The organism is uncultured Bacteroides sp. (assembly GCF_910585845.1).
Classification (GTDB): Bacteria; Bacteroidota; Bacteroidia; order Bacteroidales; family Bacteroidaceae; genus Bacteroides.
This window is the reverse complement of sequence record NZ_CAJUHF010000022.1, coordinates 39,145-57,087: the sequence shown is the minus strand read 5'-3', so window position 1 is coordinate 57,087 and position 17,943 is coordinate 39,145. Positions and strand designations below refer to the sequence as shown.

At 47.7% G+C, this 17,943-nt stretch carries 14 protein-coding genes; 12 read left to right on the top strand and 2 right to left on the bottom strand.

What is annotated here, in order from left to right; all coding sequences use genetic code 11:
- The first annotated feature begins 398 nt into the window (after window positions 1-398).
- The 4 genes from QZ323_RS08190 to metH are packed head-to-tail and all read left to right on the top strand — an operon-like array spanning window position 399 to window position 5,013.
- Window positions 399-1,208 (top strand): hypothetical protein, encoded by an 810-nt coding sequence (locus QZ323_RS08190; RefSeq protein ID WP_294634112.1) that lies wholly within the window; start codon window positions 399-401, stop codon window positions 1,206-1,208.
- 31 nt (window positions 1,209-1,239) lie between these two features.
- On the top strand, window positions 1,240-1,785 hold the full coding sequence (locus QZ323_RS08185) for a Yip1 family protein (protein WP_294634111.1): 546 nt from the start codon (window positions 1,240-1,242) through the stop codon (window positions 1,783-1,785).
- Between the two features lie 11 nt (window positions 1,786-1,796).
- The gene (smpB, locus tag QZ323_RS08180) at window positions 1,797-2,249 is read left to right on the top strand and encodes an SsrA-binding protein (RefSeq protein ID WP_294634110.1); all 453 of its coding nucleotides are present in this window, start codon (window positions 1,797-1,799) and stop codon (window positions 2,247-2,249) included.
- Window positions 2,250-2,256: 7 nt separating this feature from the next.
- Window positions 2,257-5,013 (top strand): methionine synthase, encoded by a 2,757-nt coding sequence (gene metH, locus QZ323_RS08175; RefSeq protein WP_294634109.1) that lies wholly within the window; start codon window positions 2,257-2,259, stop codon window positions 5,011-5,013.
- Between the two features lie 27 nt (window positions 5,014-5,040).
- On the opposite strand, the gene QZ323_RS08170 is transcribed toward metH, so the two are convergent.
- Window positions 5,041-6,432, bottom strand: coding sequence for a transporter substrate-binding domain-containing protein (locus QZ323_RS08170; RefSeq protein ID WP_294634108.1), 1,392 nt, complete (start codon window positions 6,430-6,432; stop codon window positions 5,041-5,043).
- Window positions 6,433-7,050 carry a uridine kinase gene (udk, locus tag QZ323_RS08165; RefSeq protein WP_294634107.1) on the bottom strand — a complete coding sequence of 206 codons (618 nt, stop codon included), beginning with the start codon at window positions 7,048-7,050 and terminating at the stop codon, window positions 6,433-6,435. It lies immediately after the preceding gene.
- 101 nt (window positions 7,051-7,151) lie between these two features.
- On the opposite strand from udk, the gene QZ323_RS08160 reads away from it, so the two are divergent.
- The 8 genes from QZ323_RS08160 (at window position 7,152) to QZ323_RS08125 (ending at window position 17,934) form a co-directional block, all read left to right on the top strand.
- Window positions 7,152-7,460 carry a Dabb family protein gene (locus QZ323_RS08160; RefSeq protein ID WP_294634106.1) on the top strand — a complete coding sequence of 103 codons (309 nt, stop codon included), beginning with the start codon at window positions 7,152-7,154 and terminating at the stop codon, window positions 7,458-7,460.
- 34 nt (window positions 7,461-7,494) lie between these two features.
- A complete protein-coding gene (locus QZ323_RS08155) occupies window positions 7,495-9,549 on the top strand; it encodes a cytochrome c biogenesis protein CcdA (RefSeq protein WP_294634105.1) in 2,055 nt (684 codons plus the stop codon).
- Window positions 9,550-9,835: 286 nt separating this feature from the next.
- A complete protein-coding gene (gene hisG, locus QZ323_RS08150) occupies window positions 9,836-10,690 on the top strand; it encodes an ATP phosphoribosyltransferase (RefSeq protein WP_294634104.1) in 855 nt (284 codons plus the stop codon).
- Between the two features lie 172 nt (window positions 10,691-10,862).
- Window positions 10,863-12,155 carry a histidinol dehydrogenase gene (gene hisD, locus QZ323_RS08145; protein WP_294634103.1) on the top strand — a complete coding sequence of 431 codons (1,293 nt, stop codon included), beginning with the start codon at window positions 10,863-10,865 and terminating at the stop codon, window positions 12,153-12,155.
- Window positions 12,156-12,278: 123 nt separating this feature from the next.
- Entirely contained in the window at window positions 12,279-13,334 is a 1,056-nt protein-coding gene (gene hisC / locus QZ323_RS08140) for a histidinol-phosphate transaminase (RefSeq protein WP_294634102.1), read from the top strand.
- A 257-nt stretch (window positions 13,335-13,591) separates the two neighbouring features.
- Window positions 13,592-14,743, top strand: a complete 1,152-nt coding sequence (gene hisB / locus QZ323_RS08135) for a bifunctional histidinol-phosphatase/imidazoleglycerol-phosphate dehydratase HisB (protein WP_294634114.1) — start codon at window positions 13,592-13,594, stop codon at window positions 14,741-14,743.
- A gap of 214 nt (window positions 14,744-14,957) precedes the next feature.
- Window positions 14,958-16,451, top strand: a complete 1,494-nt coding sequence (locus QZ323_RS08130) for a TolC family protein (RefSeq protein WP_294634101.1) — start codon at window positions 14,958-14,960, stop codon at window positions 16,449-16,451.
- A gap of 121 nt (window positions 16,452-16,572) precedes the next feature.
- The gene (locus QZ323_RS08125; RefSeq protein WP_294634100.1) at window positions 16,573-17,934 is read left to right on the top strand and encodes a sigma-54 dependent transcriptional regulator; all 1,362 of its coding nucleotides are present in this window, start codon (window positions 16,573-16,575) and stop codon (window positions 17,932-17,934) included.
- Window positions 17,935-17,943: the final 9 nt, after the last annotated feature.

Here is a 17,943-nt window from a genome sequence, read left to right as displayed (position 1 = left end):
TACTGCCCCAAAAGTGACGAAGAACCTATTTATCTTTAATTGTTATTTTAGTTCGGAGGAATGCATCATAACATATGAATGAAATGCATCATAACATTACTTGTTATACTTCATAACATTATTTGTTATGCTCCATTACATTACTTGTTATGAGACATAAGATATGATGTAATTTCAGTTTAATTCCGCCAACGGTTTTTTGTTGTAAATCAGTAATAATGATTTGCTGAATAGTTACATGTTTTCTATATGTAGCAAAATAATGTTAAAAACCGAGTGGGGCTTGCAGTATTCAGGTCAATCTCCCATTTACTCTTAAAAACAATGAAAAAATGAGGAGAGTACTATGTTACTCGATTCTTTTATCTAATTTTGCGAACTCTAATATTTATAGAACAATGAAAATGACTAATTTTAAAAATTGGATGGTTGCCCTGATTTTGATGATGGGTGTTTCTTTAACTTCATGCTTTAATAATGAAATTGATCCTACAGTAACGGGTTGGGCGGTAGCGAAGTGCGTGAATTACTATCCTCCTACTTTTCAATTAGAAAGTGGACAGAAACTGATTTTGTCAACCACTTCTACAACGTCTTTTACTCTGGGAGAACTTTATATGGTCTATTATTCGTTTAACTCAGAAGAACAACCGGTTGACTCACCGGAGTTGAAAGTTATGCCTTGGAATAATTTGGAACCCGATCCCCTGAATGCTTCGTCTGACGAGCAGCCTACGTCCGATCAAGTGGAAGAAAACGCCGCTTTATATGCTTTCAGTGGTGAGGTATACACTCCGAATGGTCGTGTGAATGTGGATCCGGCCGTAATGTTTAGTGAAGAATACCTGCTTATGTCTCCTGTTTATTGGTTCAAGCAAATAACCGGTAACGAGCAGCAACAGGAGGAACTTAAGAAGCATTCATTCGTGATTACTTATGATTTTTCGGAACTTAAGGAAGGAGACAAGGAACTTGTTCTGAGAATCAAGCATGTGATTGACGGGAAAAGCGAAGAAGAAAAGAATGAACGCGTGACGCTTGCTACTACTACCAAAGCATATGATTTGAAAATCGTAAAGAGTAAATTTGAAATGAAGACAGGAAATAAACCGTCCAAGCTTAAATTGGTAGGATATGTCAACACTTCAGATGATTCTTTGGAGGAGGGTAAAGCTACCGAAGAAGTGTGGGACTATACATTTAAATAAATTGGATTACAAAGCATTATTTCATATTGCAATGTTACTGATTTCCTCCCCTGCCAAGGCGTGGGAGGAAATCAGTTTGGAAAAGGATAGGCAAAAAGTGTTCGTCACTTTTGTCTATCCTATGATTGGTTTATGTGGGTTGTCCGTCTTCGCTGGTTCTTTGCTGGCGAAAGGTTGGAGTGGCCCTGAGAGTTTTCAATATGCCATGACGCGTTGTTGTGCGGTGGCAGTTTCCCTTTTCGGAGGATATTTTCTGGCGGCATATCTCATTAATGCGATGAGAGTCCGGATGCTGCTGATGCCAGGTGACATACCCTTGGTACAGCAGTTTGCAGGCTATTCGTTAGTAGTACCTTTCCTGCTCCAAATCATTATTGGCGTGTTGCCGGATTTCAGCATCATCGGATTGCTGTTGCAGTTCTACATCGTATATGTGGTGTGGGAAGGAGCTTCCACATTGATGAAAGTGGAAGAAAAAGATCGGTTGCGCTTCACTATTATTTCCTCTGTGTTGCTGATCGTCTGTCCGACGTTTATCCAGTGGATATTCAATAAACTGACGGTAGCACTTAATTAACGTTTGAAATCATGAAACAAGCTCCTATTAATATAAAGAACAAGCGCGCTACATTCGATTACGAATTGATAGACACTTACACGGCAGGCATCGTGCTTACGGGCACTGAGATAAAGTCCATCCGCTTGGGAAAGGCAAGTCTTGTCGACACATTCTGCTACTTTGCCAACGGCGAACTGTGGGTGAAGAACATGCATATCGCCGAATATTTCTACGGTTCCTACAATAACCATTCTGCACGCCGGGAGCGCAAACTTTTGCTCAACAAAAAAGAGTTGGACAAGCTGGCACGTGGATCAAAGGATCCCGGCTTTACTATCGTCCCCGTACGTATGTTCATCAACGAAAAGGGACTTGCCAAAGTGGTGGTGGCTCTTGCCAAAGGTAAAAAGCAATACGACAAGCGTGAAGCCCTGAAAGAGAAAGACGACAAACGCGATATGGCGCGTATGTTTAAAAGATAATTTTCAGATGAATAAACTTAGCAGTGTGGTGCGCGAGCGCATCCTCATTTTAGATGGTGCGATGGGCACCATGATACAGCAATACAACTTAACGGAAGAAGACTTCAGGGGAGAACGCTTTGCCGACATCCCCGGACAGATGAAAGGAAACAACGACCTGCTCTGCCTGACACGCCCCGACGTGATACAGGATATACACCACAAATATCTTACGGCAGGTGCCGACATCATCGAAACCAATACATTCAGTTCCACTCGCGTAAGCATGGCAGACTATCACGTGCAGCAATATGTGCGCGAGATCAATCTTGCCGCCGTCCGCTTGGCACGCCAAGTGGCAGACGAGTTCTCCACACCGGACAAACCGCGTTTCGTGGCGGGTTCCGTGGGACCTACCAACAAGACCTGCTCCATGAGTCCCGACGTGAACAATCCCGCCCTGCGTGCACTGACCTACGACGACCTTGCCGAGGCCTATGGCGAACAGATGGAAGCCCTGTTCGAAGGCGGGGTAGACGCCTTGCTGATAGAGACCATCTTCGACACGCTGAATGCCAAGGCCGCTATCAGGGCTGCGGAGAAGGCAATGGAGGCAACGGGCATACGTGTGCCCATTATGCTCTCCGTCACGGTGTCCGATACGGGTGGACGTACCCTCTCGGGACAGACGTTGGAAGCGTTTCTTGCTTCCGTGCAGCATGCCGACATCTTTTCGGTGGGTTTGAACTGTTCGTTCGGTGCCCGCCAATTGAAGCCCTTCCTGGAGCAACTTGCCGCCCGTGCCCCCTATTATATCAGTGCATATCCCAATGCCGGCCTGCCCAACAGCCTTGGGCTTTACGACCAGACCCCTGCCGACATGGCTCATGAGGTGAAAGAATACATCCGCGAAGGCTTGGTGAACATCATCGGCGGTTGCTGCGGTACTACCGATGCCTATATAGCCGAATATCCGGCGTTGGTGGCGGGGGCTGTCCCCCATGTTCCGGCTCCGAAGCCCGACTGTCTTTGGCTTTCCGGTCTGGAGCTGCTGGAAGTGACTCCGGAGAAGAATTTTATCAATGTGGGTGAGCGCTGCAACGTGGCAGGCTCGCGCAAGTTCTTGCGCCTGATTAATGAAAAGAAATACGAAGAGGCACTCAGCATAGCCCGTCAGCAAGTGGAAGACGGTGCACAGGTCATCGACGTGAATATGGATGACGGTCTGCTGGACGCGCAGGCAGAGATGACCACCTTCCTCAACCTGATCGCTTCCGAACCCGAGATAGCCCGCGTGCCCGTCATGATTGATTCCTCGAAGTGGGAAGTCATCATTGCCGGATTGAAATGCTTGCAGGGAAAGGCGGTCGTGAACTCCATTTCTTTGAAAGAAGGCGAAGAAAAGTTTCTGGAACACGCCCGTGCAATCAAGCAGTATGGGGCGGCTACCGTAGTGATGGCTTTCGACGAAAAGGGGCAGGCGGACACGTATGAGCGCAAGATAGAAGTGTGTGACCGCGCTTACCGGCTGTTGGTTGAGAAAGTCGGTTTCAATCCGCACGATATTATTTTCGATCCCAACGTCCTTGCCGTAGCTACGGGTATGGATGAACACAATAACTACGCCGTCGATTTTATCCGGGCTACAGGCTGGATACGTAGAAACCTGCCCGGTGCCCATGTCAGTGGCGGGGTGAGCAACCTCTCCTTCTCCTTCCGCGGAAACAATTACATCCGGGAGGCCATGCATGCGGTGTTCCTTTATCACGCCATCCGCGAGGGTATGGATATGGGCATTGTCAATCCTGCTACCGCCGTGCTCTATACAGATATTCCTGCCGATGTGCTGGAGTGCATAGAAGATGTGGTGTTGAACCGCCGTCCGGACGCCTCGGAACGTTTGATAGAGCTTGCCGCCCGGCTGAAGCCGGACGCAGGAGGGACAGGAGCTGCTTCTTCCGTTGCCTTGTCGCACGGCTCTCCGCTCTCTTGGCGCACGGGGACAACTGTGGAAGAGCGTTTGAAATACGCTTTGACCAAGGGGATAGGCGATTATTTGGAGGAAGACCTTGCTGAGGCGCTGAAACTCTATCCGAAGGCAGTGGATATCATAGAAGGTCCTTTGATGGCGGGGATGAACTACGTAGGTGAGTTGTTCGGCGCCGGAAAGATGTTCTTGCCGCAGGTGGTAAAGACGGCACGTACCATGAAGAAAGCTGTGGCTATCCTTCAGCCGGTCATCGAATCGGAGAAACAGGTGGGTTCCGCCTCTGCCGGCAAAGTTCTGTTGGCTACGGTGAAGGGAGACGTGCATGACATCGGAAAGAATATAGTTTCCGTGGTGATGGCATGCAACGGTTACGAGATTATAGACCTTGGCGTGATGGTGCCGGCCGAAACCATCGTGCAGCGTGCACTGGAAGAAAAGGTAGACATGATTGGGCTTAGCGGTCTGATTACTCCTTCGCTGGAAGAGATGGTGCATGTGGCTGCGGAGTTGGAGAAGGCAGGTGCCGACATTCCGTTGCTGATAGGAGGTGCCACGACTTCCAGGCTGCATACGGCGCTGAAGATCGCTCCGGTCTATCACGCTCCTGTGGTCCATCTGAAAGATGCTTCCCAAAACGCTACAATCGCTGCCCGTCTGATGAATCCGAAGATGAAAGAAGAGTTAGCCGGAAGTCTGGCTTCCGAATATGGGCAACTGCGTGAGAAAAACGCAGCCCAGCCCCGGAAAACGGTTTCTTTGGAAGAGGCGAGGAAAAATCAGTTGAAGTTGTTTTAAGGGAAGGGGGTAAAGGGAGGTATTTACCTATTTCTTTATCTTACTTTTGTAGGTTTCATACCTCCCCATGATATCCCTCACGAAATTGTATGTCTCTATTCCACGGAAATATCCGTTCTTGCAGACAGGATCGGTGAAGTACTCCTCATTGCTTTTCAGGAGGATGTATTTTTCTACGTTGTCTTTCCACACGTATTTGTCTTTGCCATATTTCTCGGCCAGCGCCATAGCATCCTGCACGTGACCGATACCGGAATTGTAAGAGGCAAGTACAAAGTTAAGCCGCTCTTCAGGCGGTACGGAAGAAAAACTTCTTGCTGTAGTGTTGATGTATTTCACGGCAGCTTTTATGCTCTCTTCCGGATTCTGTTCTTTTCCTTCGGGCACTCCCATGGCGCGTGCGGTGGCAGGCATCAGTTGCATCAGCCCTCTGGCACCTGCCCATGACACGGCGGTGGTGTCAAAGTTCGATTCCGTATAAGCCAGTGAGGCAAGCAGTCGCCAGTCCCAACCTATCTCGGAAGCATACTTCTTGAAGAGTTCGTCAAAGTGGGAGATTTTTCCTTCCCTGAGCGAGAGGATAGGCGAGTGGGGGGGAGACTTGCTGATTTCAAAGTATTTCTTCATACTGGCAGTATAGGCGGGAGAAGTCATGTTCTCCTTGTGCCATTTGTTGGCTGCTTCTGCCAGCTCCGGACTATCTTTGTGGACTGCCCACGAAGCCCTTTGGTCGAAACTGATAGACAGCTTGATGTTCAGGTTCGGGAAATAAGTTTTATTAAGCCTTGCCACATCGTTATCGGCAACCGTATAAGGGATTTTCCCTTGTGCTACTTGGGTGATCAGGTCCTCTGCCGAAATGCTGTCGTTGGTGACCTTATGGATGCGGATACCTCCACCGAGTTCCTTGTCCAGATTGGCCAGACGGTTATAATACTTTCCGGGCTTCACGTAGACATCTTTACCTATCAGTTCCGTGACGTCTGTCAGCGGCTTGTTCTTCCCACCTGAACGTTGGACAATGACCTGGTGTGTGATGACTTCTTCTCCACAGTATATCAGCCGTTCTTTCAACTCTTTTGTGATGGGTACATTGTATGCGATGATGTCTCCCTCGCCCGCCAGCAATTTATTTATGAGCCCTTGTACATTTTTGGCTACGACTACACGCAACTTCACGCCAAGGCTTTGGGCGAATTGTTCGCTAAGTTCGTACTGGAATCCCATCTCTTGCCCACGATAGTTGAAGTAGGAGATGGAACTATATAGGGTGAGCACGACGAGTTCACCGCTGTCCTTTATCTGTTGCAGGTCTGCTGCACCTTCATTCTCCGTCGGAGTGTGGCGTCTGTTGCCGCACCCCGGCAGGCAGAATATCCATAGCAGGGCTATCAGAAGAATCTTGGCGGGTACCTTCATTTAAGTTCCGGTTTGCAGGTGCTTCTTTATGTACATGGTAAGGATTTCTATTGCCACCTGATTGTTTCCTCCTTCAGGTACGATTAAATCGGCATACCGTTTGCATGGTTCGATGAATTGCTGGTGCATCGGCTTCAAAACGCGGGTATAGCGTTCCATAACCGCCTCTGCAGTACGTCCGCGCTCGACAACGTCCCGTTGGATCACGCGGATAAGCCGTTCGTCGGGGTCGGCATCCACAAATATCTTCAGATCCATCATGTTGCGCAGTTTCTTGTCGCATAGGGCAAGTATACCTTCGATAATAATCACTTCCCGTGGTTCGATGTGGATCGTCTCAGGTTGCCGTGTGCAGGTCAGGTAGGAGTAAGTGGGCTGCTCAATACTTTTCCCTTCGCGCAGCATGGCTACGTGTTTGGACAGAAGGCTCCATTCGAAGGCGTCGGGGTGATCGAAATTGATGCTCTGCCGTTCCTCCGCCGGCACGTGACTGTTGTCTTTGTAGTAAGAATCTTGAGGTAACAATACTACTTCGCCTGCCGGCAAACTTTCTATAATTTTACGTACAACGGTGGTCTTACCAGAGCCAGTTCCACCTGCAATTCCTATTATTAACATCCGTTTATAGTGTATATTTAAAACAAAACGAGTACTTTTGCGCTTGCATTCAGTCGCTTCAGTTGACAAATATATGGAGAAATCATTAAAATAGCAAAGATATGGTCAAACACATTGTATTATTTAAACTAAAAAATGAAGTGCCGGTCGATGTGAAACTGGCAGCTATGAACGCTTTCAAGAACGCTATCGAAGCTCTTCCGGCTCAAATATCCGTTATCCGAAAAATAGAGGTGGGGCTGAATATGAACCCTGCCGAAACCTGGGACATTGCGCTCTACAGTGAGTTTGATACGTTGGAGGATGTGAAATCCTATGCCGTTCATCCCGCCCATGTAGCTGCCGGCAAGCTGATAGCCGAGGTTAAAGAAAGCCGTGCATGTGTGGATTATGAGATAGCTGATAATTGATAATGGAATTATTTTTGGATTAATAATTGATTGTATGAGGAAGATATTGTCTATTTGTCTGTTGCTTTTTGCCGTTATGGCTCAAGCACAAATACAGGATCCCGTAAGATTTAAGTCGGAATTTAAGCATCTTTCGGTGGATAAGGCGGAAATCGTGTTTACAGCTACTATTGATGAAGGCTGGCATGTGTATTCTACCGATCTTGGCGATGGAGGCCCTATTTCGGCTACGTTCAACATTGATAAAATATCCGGTGCCATAGCTGTCGGTAAGTTGCAGGCGAAGGGTAAAGAAATAGCATCTTATGATAAATTGTTTGAGATGAACGTGCGCTATTTTGAAAAGGCAGCGCAGTTTGTTCAGGAACTGAAACTGTCCGGTGGCGATTATCAGGTGCAAGGTTATCTGGAGTATGGAGCCTGCAATGATGAAAACTGCCTGCCGCCTACGCAAGTGGAGTTCGACTTCAAGGGTAAGGCAGAAACAAAGGGTACGGATGCTGCGGCATCTGCCGATAAACCGGCGGCTCCTTTGGCAGGAACGGCATCTGCCGAACAGGCAGAAGTATCGGCGGATGCAGTCGCTTCGGATGGGGCTGATGAAGGGATAATCGGTAAGGCTGACGCTTCCACCTCGATAGCGGTAGGAGAAAGTTCAGACCTTTGGAAGCCGGTTGTTTCGGAACTGCGTGCTTTCGGCGAAAATGTCTCACAGGAGGACATGTCGTGGATTTATATCTTTATCACTGGTTTCCTTGGCGGATTGCTGGCACTGTTCACACCTTGCGTCTGGCCTATCATTCCGATGACAGTGAGCTTCTTCCTGAAACGTTCCAAGGATAAGAAGAAAGGTATCCGCGATGCCTGGACTTACGGTGCTTCTATCGTGGTGATCTATGTGACTTTAGGACTGGCTGTAACGCTGATGTTTGGGGCAAGTGCGCTGAATGCCTTGTCTACGAATGCCGTGTTCAATATCCTTTTCTGTCTGATGCTGGTGGTGTTTGCCGCTTCCTTTTTCGGAGCGTTTGAGCTGACGTTGCCTTCCAAATGGAGTAATGCGGTCGATAGCAAGGCCGAGGCAACCAGTGGTTTGCTCAGCATCTTCCTGATGGCATTTACGCTTTCGCTGGTATCTTTCTCTTGTACGGGACCGATTATCGGCTTCCTGCTGGTACAAGTCTCCATAACCGGCAGCGTGGTGGCTCCGGCTATCGGTATGTTTGGTTTTGCTCTCGCTTTGGCACTTCCGTTTACGCTGTTTGCCCTGTTCCCGTCCTGGCTGAAATCTATGCCTAAGTCGGGAGGATGGATGAACGTCATCAAGGTCACTCTCGGTTTTCTGGAGTTGGCTTTTGCTTTGAAGTTCCTTTCCGTGGCCGACCTGGCGTATGGCTGGCGTATTCTTGACCGTGAGACATTCTTGGCGTTATGGATTGTGTTGTTTGCCTTGTTAGGCTTTTATCTGTTGGGTAAAATCAAGTTCCCCCACGACGATGAAGATACGAAAGTGGGAGTGCCCCGCTTCTTCATGGCACTCTTTTCGCTGGCTTTTGCCGTATATATGCTTCCCGGTTTATGGGGTGCTCCTTTGAAAGCGGTGAGTGCTTTTGCGCCTCCCATGTATACGCAGGATTTCAATCTCTATAATAATGAGGTACATGCTAAGTTCGATGACTATGACCTCGGAATGGAATATGCCCGTCAGCATGGTAAACCTGTGATGCTTGATTTCACGGGCTACGGTTGTGTGAATTGCCGTAAGATGGAGCTTGCCGTATGGACAGATACGAAGGTGGGCGACATCATTAACAATGATTATGTGCTTATCACGCTCTATGTAGACAATAAGACGCCGTTGACAGAACCTATAAAGGTAGTGGAGAATGGCAAAGAACGTACCTTGCGTACTGTGGGTGATAAGTGGAGCTATCTGCAACGGGTTAAGTTTGGCGCCAATGTGCAGCCGTTCTATGTGCTGGTCGACAATAAAGGTTATCCGCTGAATAAATCATATTCGTATGATGAAGACATTCCGGAGTACGTTGAATTCTTGCAGACCGGACTGAAGAATTATAAGAAGCGTTGATGAATGAAATGAGAAAATGACAGTAAAACGAAAGTTTTTGTGATAATCATTTGGTTGTATCAGATGAATGCTTTATTTTTGTCGTATTAAAACAGAAAAATGTATGAAAAGTAATATTGCACATCGTTTCCATCATCATTACCTGGCGAATAATCGGTAGGCAGATGGTTGTATGTGCATAATGAAAGATACAGTGAACGACGAGGCTTACCGAATGAAGGTAAGTCTCGTCGTTTGTTTTTTAGGCGAATGGAGAATAAATCATAAATTAAAAATTATAAATCTTATGTTATTAAGAATTGCAGTACAAGCTAAAGGACGTCTATACGATGAGACAATGTCATTTCTGAGTGAATCGGATATAAAACTAAATGTGATGAAACGCTCGTTGTTGGTGCAGTCGTCCAACTTTCCTATTGAAGTGTTGTTCCTCCGCGACGATGACATTCCGCAGTCGGTGGCTACGGGAGTGGCGGATATAGGTATTGTGGGTGAGAACGAGTATGTGGAGAAGAATGAGAATGCAGAGATTGTCAAGAGGTTGGGATTCAGCAAGTGCCGCTTGTCGTTGGCTATTCCTAAAGATGTGGAATATCCCGGTGTGCAATGGTTTGAGGGGCGGAAGATTGCAACGTCCTATCCGGGCATTCTTACTTCTTACCTCAAATCGAAGGGGGTAAATTCGGAGATACACGTCATAACAGGTTCGGTGGAAGTGGCTCCGGGCATTGGGTTGGCAGATGCGATTTTTGATATTGTAAGCTCCGGTTCTACGTTGGTAAGCAACCGTCTGAAAGAGGTGGAGGTAGTGATGAATTCGGAAGCATTGCTGATTGGCAATTGCAATATGTGTGCCGAGAAGAGAGAGATTCTGAAGGAGCTGCTTTTCCGTATGGATGCCGTGAAGACAGCGGAAGACAAGAAATATGTGCTGATGAATGCGCCGAAAGACCGGCTGGATAAGATTATTCAGGTACTTCCCGGTATGAAAAGCCCTACAGTGATGCCGTTGGCACAAGAGGGCTGGTGTTCGGTACATACGGTATTGGATGAGAAGTGCTTTTGGGAGATTATCGGAAAACTGAAATCACTGGGAGCGGAAGGCATCTTGGTTCTGCCGATTGAGAAAATGATAATTTAAGTTACGAGTTACGAGCTACGAGTTACAAGCTACGAGTTATAAGTTACAAGCTACGAGGTATAAGTTACAAGCTACGAGGTATGAACTGTAAGTTACGAGCTACGAGTTACAAGTAATAAGTAACAGGCTATAAGTTATAAGCTATATTTATTATAAATAGAATAGGACAATCATGAAGTTAATAAATAATCCGGATAGGGCACAATGGGCAGAGATTCTGCGACGTCCGGTGATGAATACTGAAAATCTGTTCGATACGGTTCGGGAAATAATAGACCGTGTGAGGGCAGAGGGAGACCGTGCGGTATTGGAGATGGAAGTCAAGTTCGACAAAGTGGAGCTTGCCTCGCTCGCCGTGACGGAAGAAGAACTGAAAGAAGCGGCGGAGCAGGTAGATGAGAAGCTGAAAAACGCTATCCGTCTGGCCAAACAGAACATAGAGACGTTTCATGCTGCCCAGCGTTTTGAAGGCAGAAAGGTGGAGACCATGCCGGGGGTGACGTGCTGGCAGAAGGCGGTTGCCATCGAGAAGGTGGGACTGTATATTCCCGGTGGGACGGCACCCTTGTTCTCAACCGTACTCATGTTGGCCGTACCGGCTAAGATTGCGGGATGCAAGGAGATAGTACTCTGTACGCCGCCGAATAAAGAGGGTAAAGTACATCCTGCCATTCTTTTTGCTGCACAAGTTGCCGGCGTGAACCGTATCTTCAAGATAGGTGGTGTGCAGGCAATCGCCTCGATGGCATACGGGACGGAGAGCGTGCCGAAGGTTTACAAGATATTCGGTCCCGGAAACCAATATGTGACAGCAGCGAAACAACTGGTCAGCCTGCGTGATGTAGCGATTGACATGCCTGCCGGACCATCGGAAGTGGAAGTCTTGGCGGACGAAACTGCGAATCCGGTGTTCGTGGCTGCCGACCTGCTGAGCCAGGCTGAGCATGGCGTAGATAGCCAAGCGATGCTGGTTACTACTTCCGAAGCCCTGCAACAGGCAGTGAAACTGGAAGTGGAACGTCAACTGGAACTTCTTCCCCGGAAGGAAATTGCCGAGAAGTCTCTTGCCAACAGCAAGCTGATTGTAGTGAAAGATATGGAAGAGGCCTTGGAACTGACCAATGAATATGCCCCCGAACACTTGATAATAGAAACTGCTGACTACATGCAGGTTGCAGAACAGGTAGTGAATGCCGGCTCTGTCTTCTTAGGTTCATTCTCACCGGAGAGTGCCGGAGACTATGCGTCAGGAACGAATCATACCCTGCCCACCAATGGATATGCAAAAGCATACAGCGGAGTAAGCCTCGACAGCTTCATCCGTAAGGTGACATTCCAGGAAATCCGTCCGGAAGGAATAATGAACATCGGTCCCGCTATTGAAGAGATGGCATCGAACGAACACCTGGATGCTCATAAGAATGCAGTGACCGTAAGAATTGAGAAGTGGAAAATGGAAAGGTGAAAATAGTAGAATTTTAATCAGTTGGGAGTTGAAGATAGAGAGTTGAGAGTGAATTATAATCCAAGATTCATAACTCATAATCTATAACTCATCATTCATAACTTACAAATCATAAATCTTAAAATGAAACCGTTAGAAGAACTGACCCGTCCGAACATCTGGAGGCTGAAGCCTTACTCTTCGGCGCGCGATGAATATAAAGGCTTGTCGGCATCGGTGTTTCTCGATGCCAATGAGAATCCCTATAATCTGCCACACAATCGTTACCCCGATCCGATGCAGTGGGAACTGAAGGCGGAACTATCGAAAATCAAGAAAGTCGCTCCTGAAAACATCTTCTTGGGAAATGGCAGTGACGAGGCAATCGACCTTGTGTTCCGTGCATTTTGCGAACCGGGGCGGGATAATGTCGTGGCTATAGACCCTACTTACGGCATGTATCAGGTATGTGCCGATGTGAATGACGTGGAATATCGCAAAGTACTGCTCGATGAACATTTCCAGTTCTCGGCAGATAAGTTGCTGGCAGCTGCGGATGAGCGGACGAAACTGATATTCCTCTGTTCTCCCAACAACCCTACGGGGAATGACCTGCTGCGTGGAGAAATAGAAAAAGTATTGAATGCTTTTGCAGGACTGGTCATCTTGGATGAGGCATACAATGACTTTTCCGATGCTCCTTCGTTCTTGCAGCAGTTGGAGCAATATCCGAATCTGATTGTACTTCAAACCTTCTCGAAAGCTTGGGGATGCGCAGCTATCCGTTTGGGAATGGCATTTGCCTCTACGGATATCATCAGCATTCTGAGCAAGATAAAATATCCCTATAATGTGAACCAACTCACCCAGAAGCAGGCGATGGAAATGCTGCATAAATACTACGAGATAGAGCGTTGGGTGAAAAATCTGAAAGAAGAGAGAGATGAACTGGTCGGCAGGTTCTCGGAGTTGCCGCTGACGATAAAGGTCTTCCCATCGGATGCGAACTTCTTTCTTGCACGGGTGACGGATGCGGTGAGGATCTACAATTATCTGGTAGGCGAAGGAATCATTGTCCGCAACCGTCATACCGTTTCGCTTTGCGGCAATTGCTTACGGGTGACGGTAGGGACACGTGTGGAGAATGACAAACTGATGGAGGCATTGGGCAAGTACGAGGAGAAATGCTTTCATTCGTAGGAGAAAGCTGTTTCTCTCACGGAGGAAAACCGTTTCAGTTAGGGAGAAAAAGGGAATGACTCGTATTGAAAACTTGATCTCGCGGCGCGAGATGTGCATCTCGCCTGCTGGGATATACATCTTGGCTGCTGAGATATACATCTCGCGCCGCGAGATTAAGTTTTCTCCCTGTATGAATCGGCTTTTCTTACCGAAGGAATGCCTTTAACTCCCTGACTTAATCGCTAAAGAAAAAGAACAGACTATAATATTGTGATATCATGAAGAAAGTATTATTTATAGACCGTGACGGAACGTTAGTGATAGAACCGCCCGTCGATTACCAACTGGATTCATTGGATAAGTTGGAGTTTTATCCTAAGGCGATGCGTAATCTGGGGTTCATCCGCAGCAAACTGGATTTTGAGTTTGCTATGGTGACCAATCAGGATGGATTAGGAACGGCTTCTTTTCCGGAGGAGACATTCTGGCCTGCGCATAACCTGATGATGAAGACGCTGGAAGGCGAAGGAGTTACTTTCGATGAAGTATTTATCGATCCCAGTATGCCGGAAGACAATGCGCCCACAAGGAAACCGAGAACGGGGATGTTGGGCAAATATCTGAATAACCCCGACTACGACTTGGCAGGCAGCTTCGTGATAGGTGACCGCCCTACGGATGTGGAACTGGCAAAGAACCTGGGATGTCGTGCCATCTTCCTGCAAGATGACAAGTCGTTGCTGAAACCTGCAAGTGAAGGCGGAGCGACCTCCTGCGAAGGTTTGGAGCAAGTATGTGTTTTGGCTACGAGGGATTGGGATAAGGTTGCCGAATTCCTTTTTGCCGGAGAACGGACGGCGGAAGTACGGCGCACGACAAAGGAGACGGATATTTTTGTTTCGATGAACCTCGACGGGAACGGACTTTGTGATATCCGTACCGGTTTGGGATTTTTCGATCACATGCTGGAGCAGATAGGCAAACATGGCGGTCTGGACCTTACCGTCCGCGTGCAGGGTGATCTGGAAGTAGACGAACATCATACCATCGAAGACACTGCAATTGCTTTGGGAGAGTGTATCTATCAGGCATTGGGCAATAAACGCGGCATTGAGCGCTATGGGTATGCCCTGACTATGGATGATTGCCTTTGCCAAGTCTGCCTGGACTTCGGTGGCCGGCCGTGGCTGGTTTGGGATGCCGAATTCTATCGCGAGAAGATAGGAGAAATGCCGACCGAAATGTTCTTGCATTTCTTTAAGTCCCTGAGCGATGCGGCCAAGATGAACCTGAATGTAAAAGCAGAAGGACAGAACGAACATCACAAGATAGAAGGTATCTTTAAAGCTCTGGCACGTGCAGTGAAGATGGCGGTAAAGCGGGATATCTATCATTTTGAGTTGCCCAGCTCGAAAGGCGTGCTTTGACTGGAGTTAAGAACCTGTTTAAATTTTGTTCAGCCTTTTTTGAGACTTTCTGGAGGAAATTTAAACAGGTTCTAAGGTGTGAGGCGTAAAAGTATAGCGTTCATAAACGAACATCCCTACTGTTCGGAAACGGACACTTTCCCCTTTCCGGAAGGGTTCTGCTGCTTTGGCACACTCTTTGCTTTTCTGTTGGCAACTATTTTTTTTGATAAACATGAAAAGGAATATTTTATTAGCAGCCTGGATGCTGTTTCCGTTCGTTGCTTTTGCGCAGGACGATACATCGGCAAACGAACGTGAACGTCTCATCACTTTAAGTGAAGCGATAGCTTTGGCACGTACACAGTCAGTGGATGCGGCCGTAGCACTGAACGAACTGAAAACTGCCTACTGGGAATACCGTACTTTCCGTGCGGATCTGTTGCCGGAAGTGAACCTGAATGGTACGTTGCCCAATTACAATAAATCGTATAGCCGCTATCAGAATTCGGACGGTTCCTACTCCTTTGTGCGCAACAATACACTGGGGTTGTCCGGTACTCTTTCTGTCGACCAGAACTTATGGTTCACGGGCGGTAAACTGTCGCTTGCCTCTTCGCTGGAATACATCAAACAGTTGGGCTCCGGAGGAGACAAGCAGTTCATGTCCGTTCCCGTCAGCCTGGAGTTGACGCAACCTATCTTCGGAGTGAATGCGTTGAAGTGGAACCGCCGCATAGAGCCTGTGCGGTATGCCGAAGCGAAAGCCGCCTTCATCACAGCTACCGAAGAGGTGACAATGCGGACCATATCCTACTATTTCAATCTGTTGATAGCCAAAGAAATCCTGAAGACCGCCTATCAGAATAAGGAGAATGCCGACCGGCTTTACGAAGTGGCCATTGCCAAGCGCAAGATGGGGCAGATCTCAGAGAATGACCTGTTGCAGCTGAAACTGAATGTCTTGCAGAGTAAGGCGGACGTGACCGAAGCCGAAAGCAGCCTGAATGCGAATATGTTTCAGTTGCGTTCTTTCTTGGGATTGTCGGAAGAGGTGAACCTGATTCCCACCATACCCGGCCAGGCTCCCGCCATAGACATGGAGTATAACTTCGTGCTGAACAAGGCATTGGAGCGTAACTCGTTTGCGCAGAATATCCGTCGTCGTCAGTTGGAGGCGGACTATGAAGTGGCTATCGCCCGCGGAAACTTGCGTAGCATCGACCTTTTTGCAAGTGTGGGATATACGGGGCAGAATCATACCCTTTCGACTGCATATCAGGATTTGCTGGATAATCAGATTGTCCAGGTGGGCGTGAAGGTGCCTATTCTGGATTGGGGAAAACGTCGCGGCAAAGTGCGTGTGGCAAAGAGCAATCGTGAAGTTGTTCTCTCCCGAATCCGTCAGGAACAGATGAATTTCAATCAGAATATCTTTTTGCTGGTGTCCAACTTTAATAATCAGGCACAACAGCTGAATATAGCTCAAGAAGCTGACGATATAGCCGAAAAACGTTATAAGACCAGTGTGGAGACCTTTATGATCGGTCAGATAAGTACACTGGACCTGAACGATGCGCAAAATTCGAAAGACGCGGCAAGGCAGAAACATATCAATGAATTATACCATTATTGGTATTATTTCTATCAGATCCGCAGCCTGACCCTTTGGGACTTTGAACGCAATTGCGAACTGGAGGCGGACTTTGAGGAGATTGTGAGGAAGTAGGGTATTGGTTTTTGACTCTTAACGGAGCGCGGCGAAGTGATAAGCTCCTTTAATTCTCGAATAATGCTTTTTATGTGATGAAATCATTATTTTTGCAAACTGTAAAAAGATAAAAGATAGTATGATACTGATAATTGACGATGATAGTGCAGTACGTTCTTCTCTTAGTTTCATGTTGAAGCGGGCAGGATATATGGCGCAGGCTGTTCCCGGTCCTCGCGAAGCGATGGAGATAGTCCGTATGGAAGCTCCTTCCCTTATCTTGATGGATATGAATTTCACTCTTTCCACGACAGGAGAAGAAGGGCTGACCTTGTTGAAGCAAGTCAAGCTCTTTCGTCCCGATGTGCCCGTTATACTGATGACGGCATGGGGGAGCATCCAACTGGCGGTGCAAGGCATGCAGGCGGGGGCTTTCGATTTTATTACGAAACCTTGGAATAATGCCGCCCTGCTGCAACGTATTGAGACGGCTCTCGAACTGACGGCTGCCCCGAAGGAAGTGCCGGAAGAACAAAGTGAGACGCTGAATCGCAGTCATATCATAGGTAAGTCGCAGGGACTGATGCAGGTATTGAATACCGTGGCACGCATTGCACGTACCAATGCATCCGTACTGATAACCGGCGAGAGTGGAACGGGTAAGGAATTGATTGCCGAAGCCATTCATATCAATAGTCAGCGGGCGAAACAGCCGTTTGTGAAAGTCAATCTGGGAGGAATATCGCAAAGTCTTTTTGAGAGCGAGATGTTCGGTCATAAGAAAGGTGCATTCACGGATGCCACTGCCGATAGGGTAGGACGTTTTGAATTGGCAAACAAGGGTACTATCTTCTTGGATGAGATTGGCGAGCTTGACCTCTCTTGTCAGGTGAAGTTGCTTCGTGTGCTTCAAGATCAGACTTTTGAAGTGCTGGGCGACAGCCGTCCGCGCAAGACGGATATTCGTGTGGTTTCTGCTACCAATGCCGACCTGCGGAAGATGGTATCGGAAGGTACTTTCCGCGAAGATTTGTTCTACCGCATCAATCTGATAACCGTGCAACTGCCTGCACTGCGTGAGCGTCGTGAAGACATCCCTTTGTTGGCGCGCCATTTTGCCGACCGCCAGGCGGAAGTGAACGGGTTGCCACGTACCGAATTCTCGGCAGATGCCATCAACTTTCTTTCCCGCCTGCCTTATCCGGGAAATATACGTGAACTGAAGAATCTGGTGGAACGCACCATACTTGTCAGCGGAAAGCAGACATTGGAAGCCTCGGATTTTGATGCGCAGTATCTGCGGTATGATGAACCGGCAAAGGCTTTAGGAACTTCTTCATTAGCCGGTATGACGCTGGATGAAATAGAACGCCAGACCATCATGCAGGCAGTGGAACACTATAAGGGAAATCTCAGTCAAGTGGCTGTGGCACTCGGCATCAGTCGGGCTGCGCTTTATCGCCGATTGGAGAAATTTAATATAACGGTTAGCGAGAAGTGAGGTATCAAT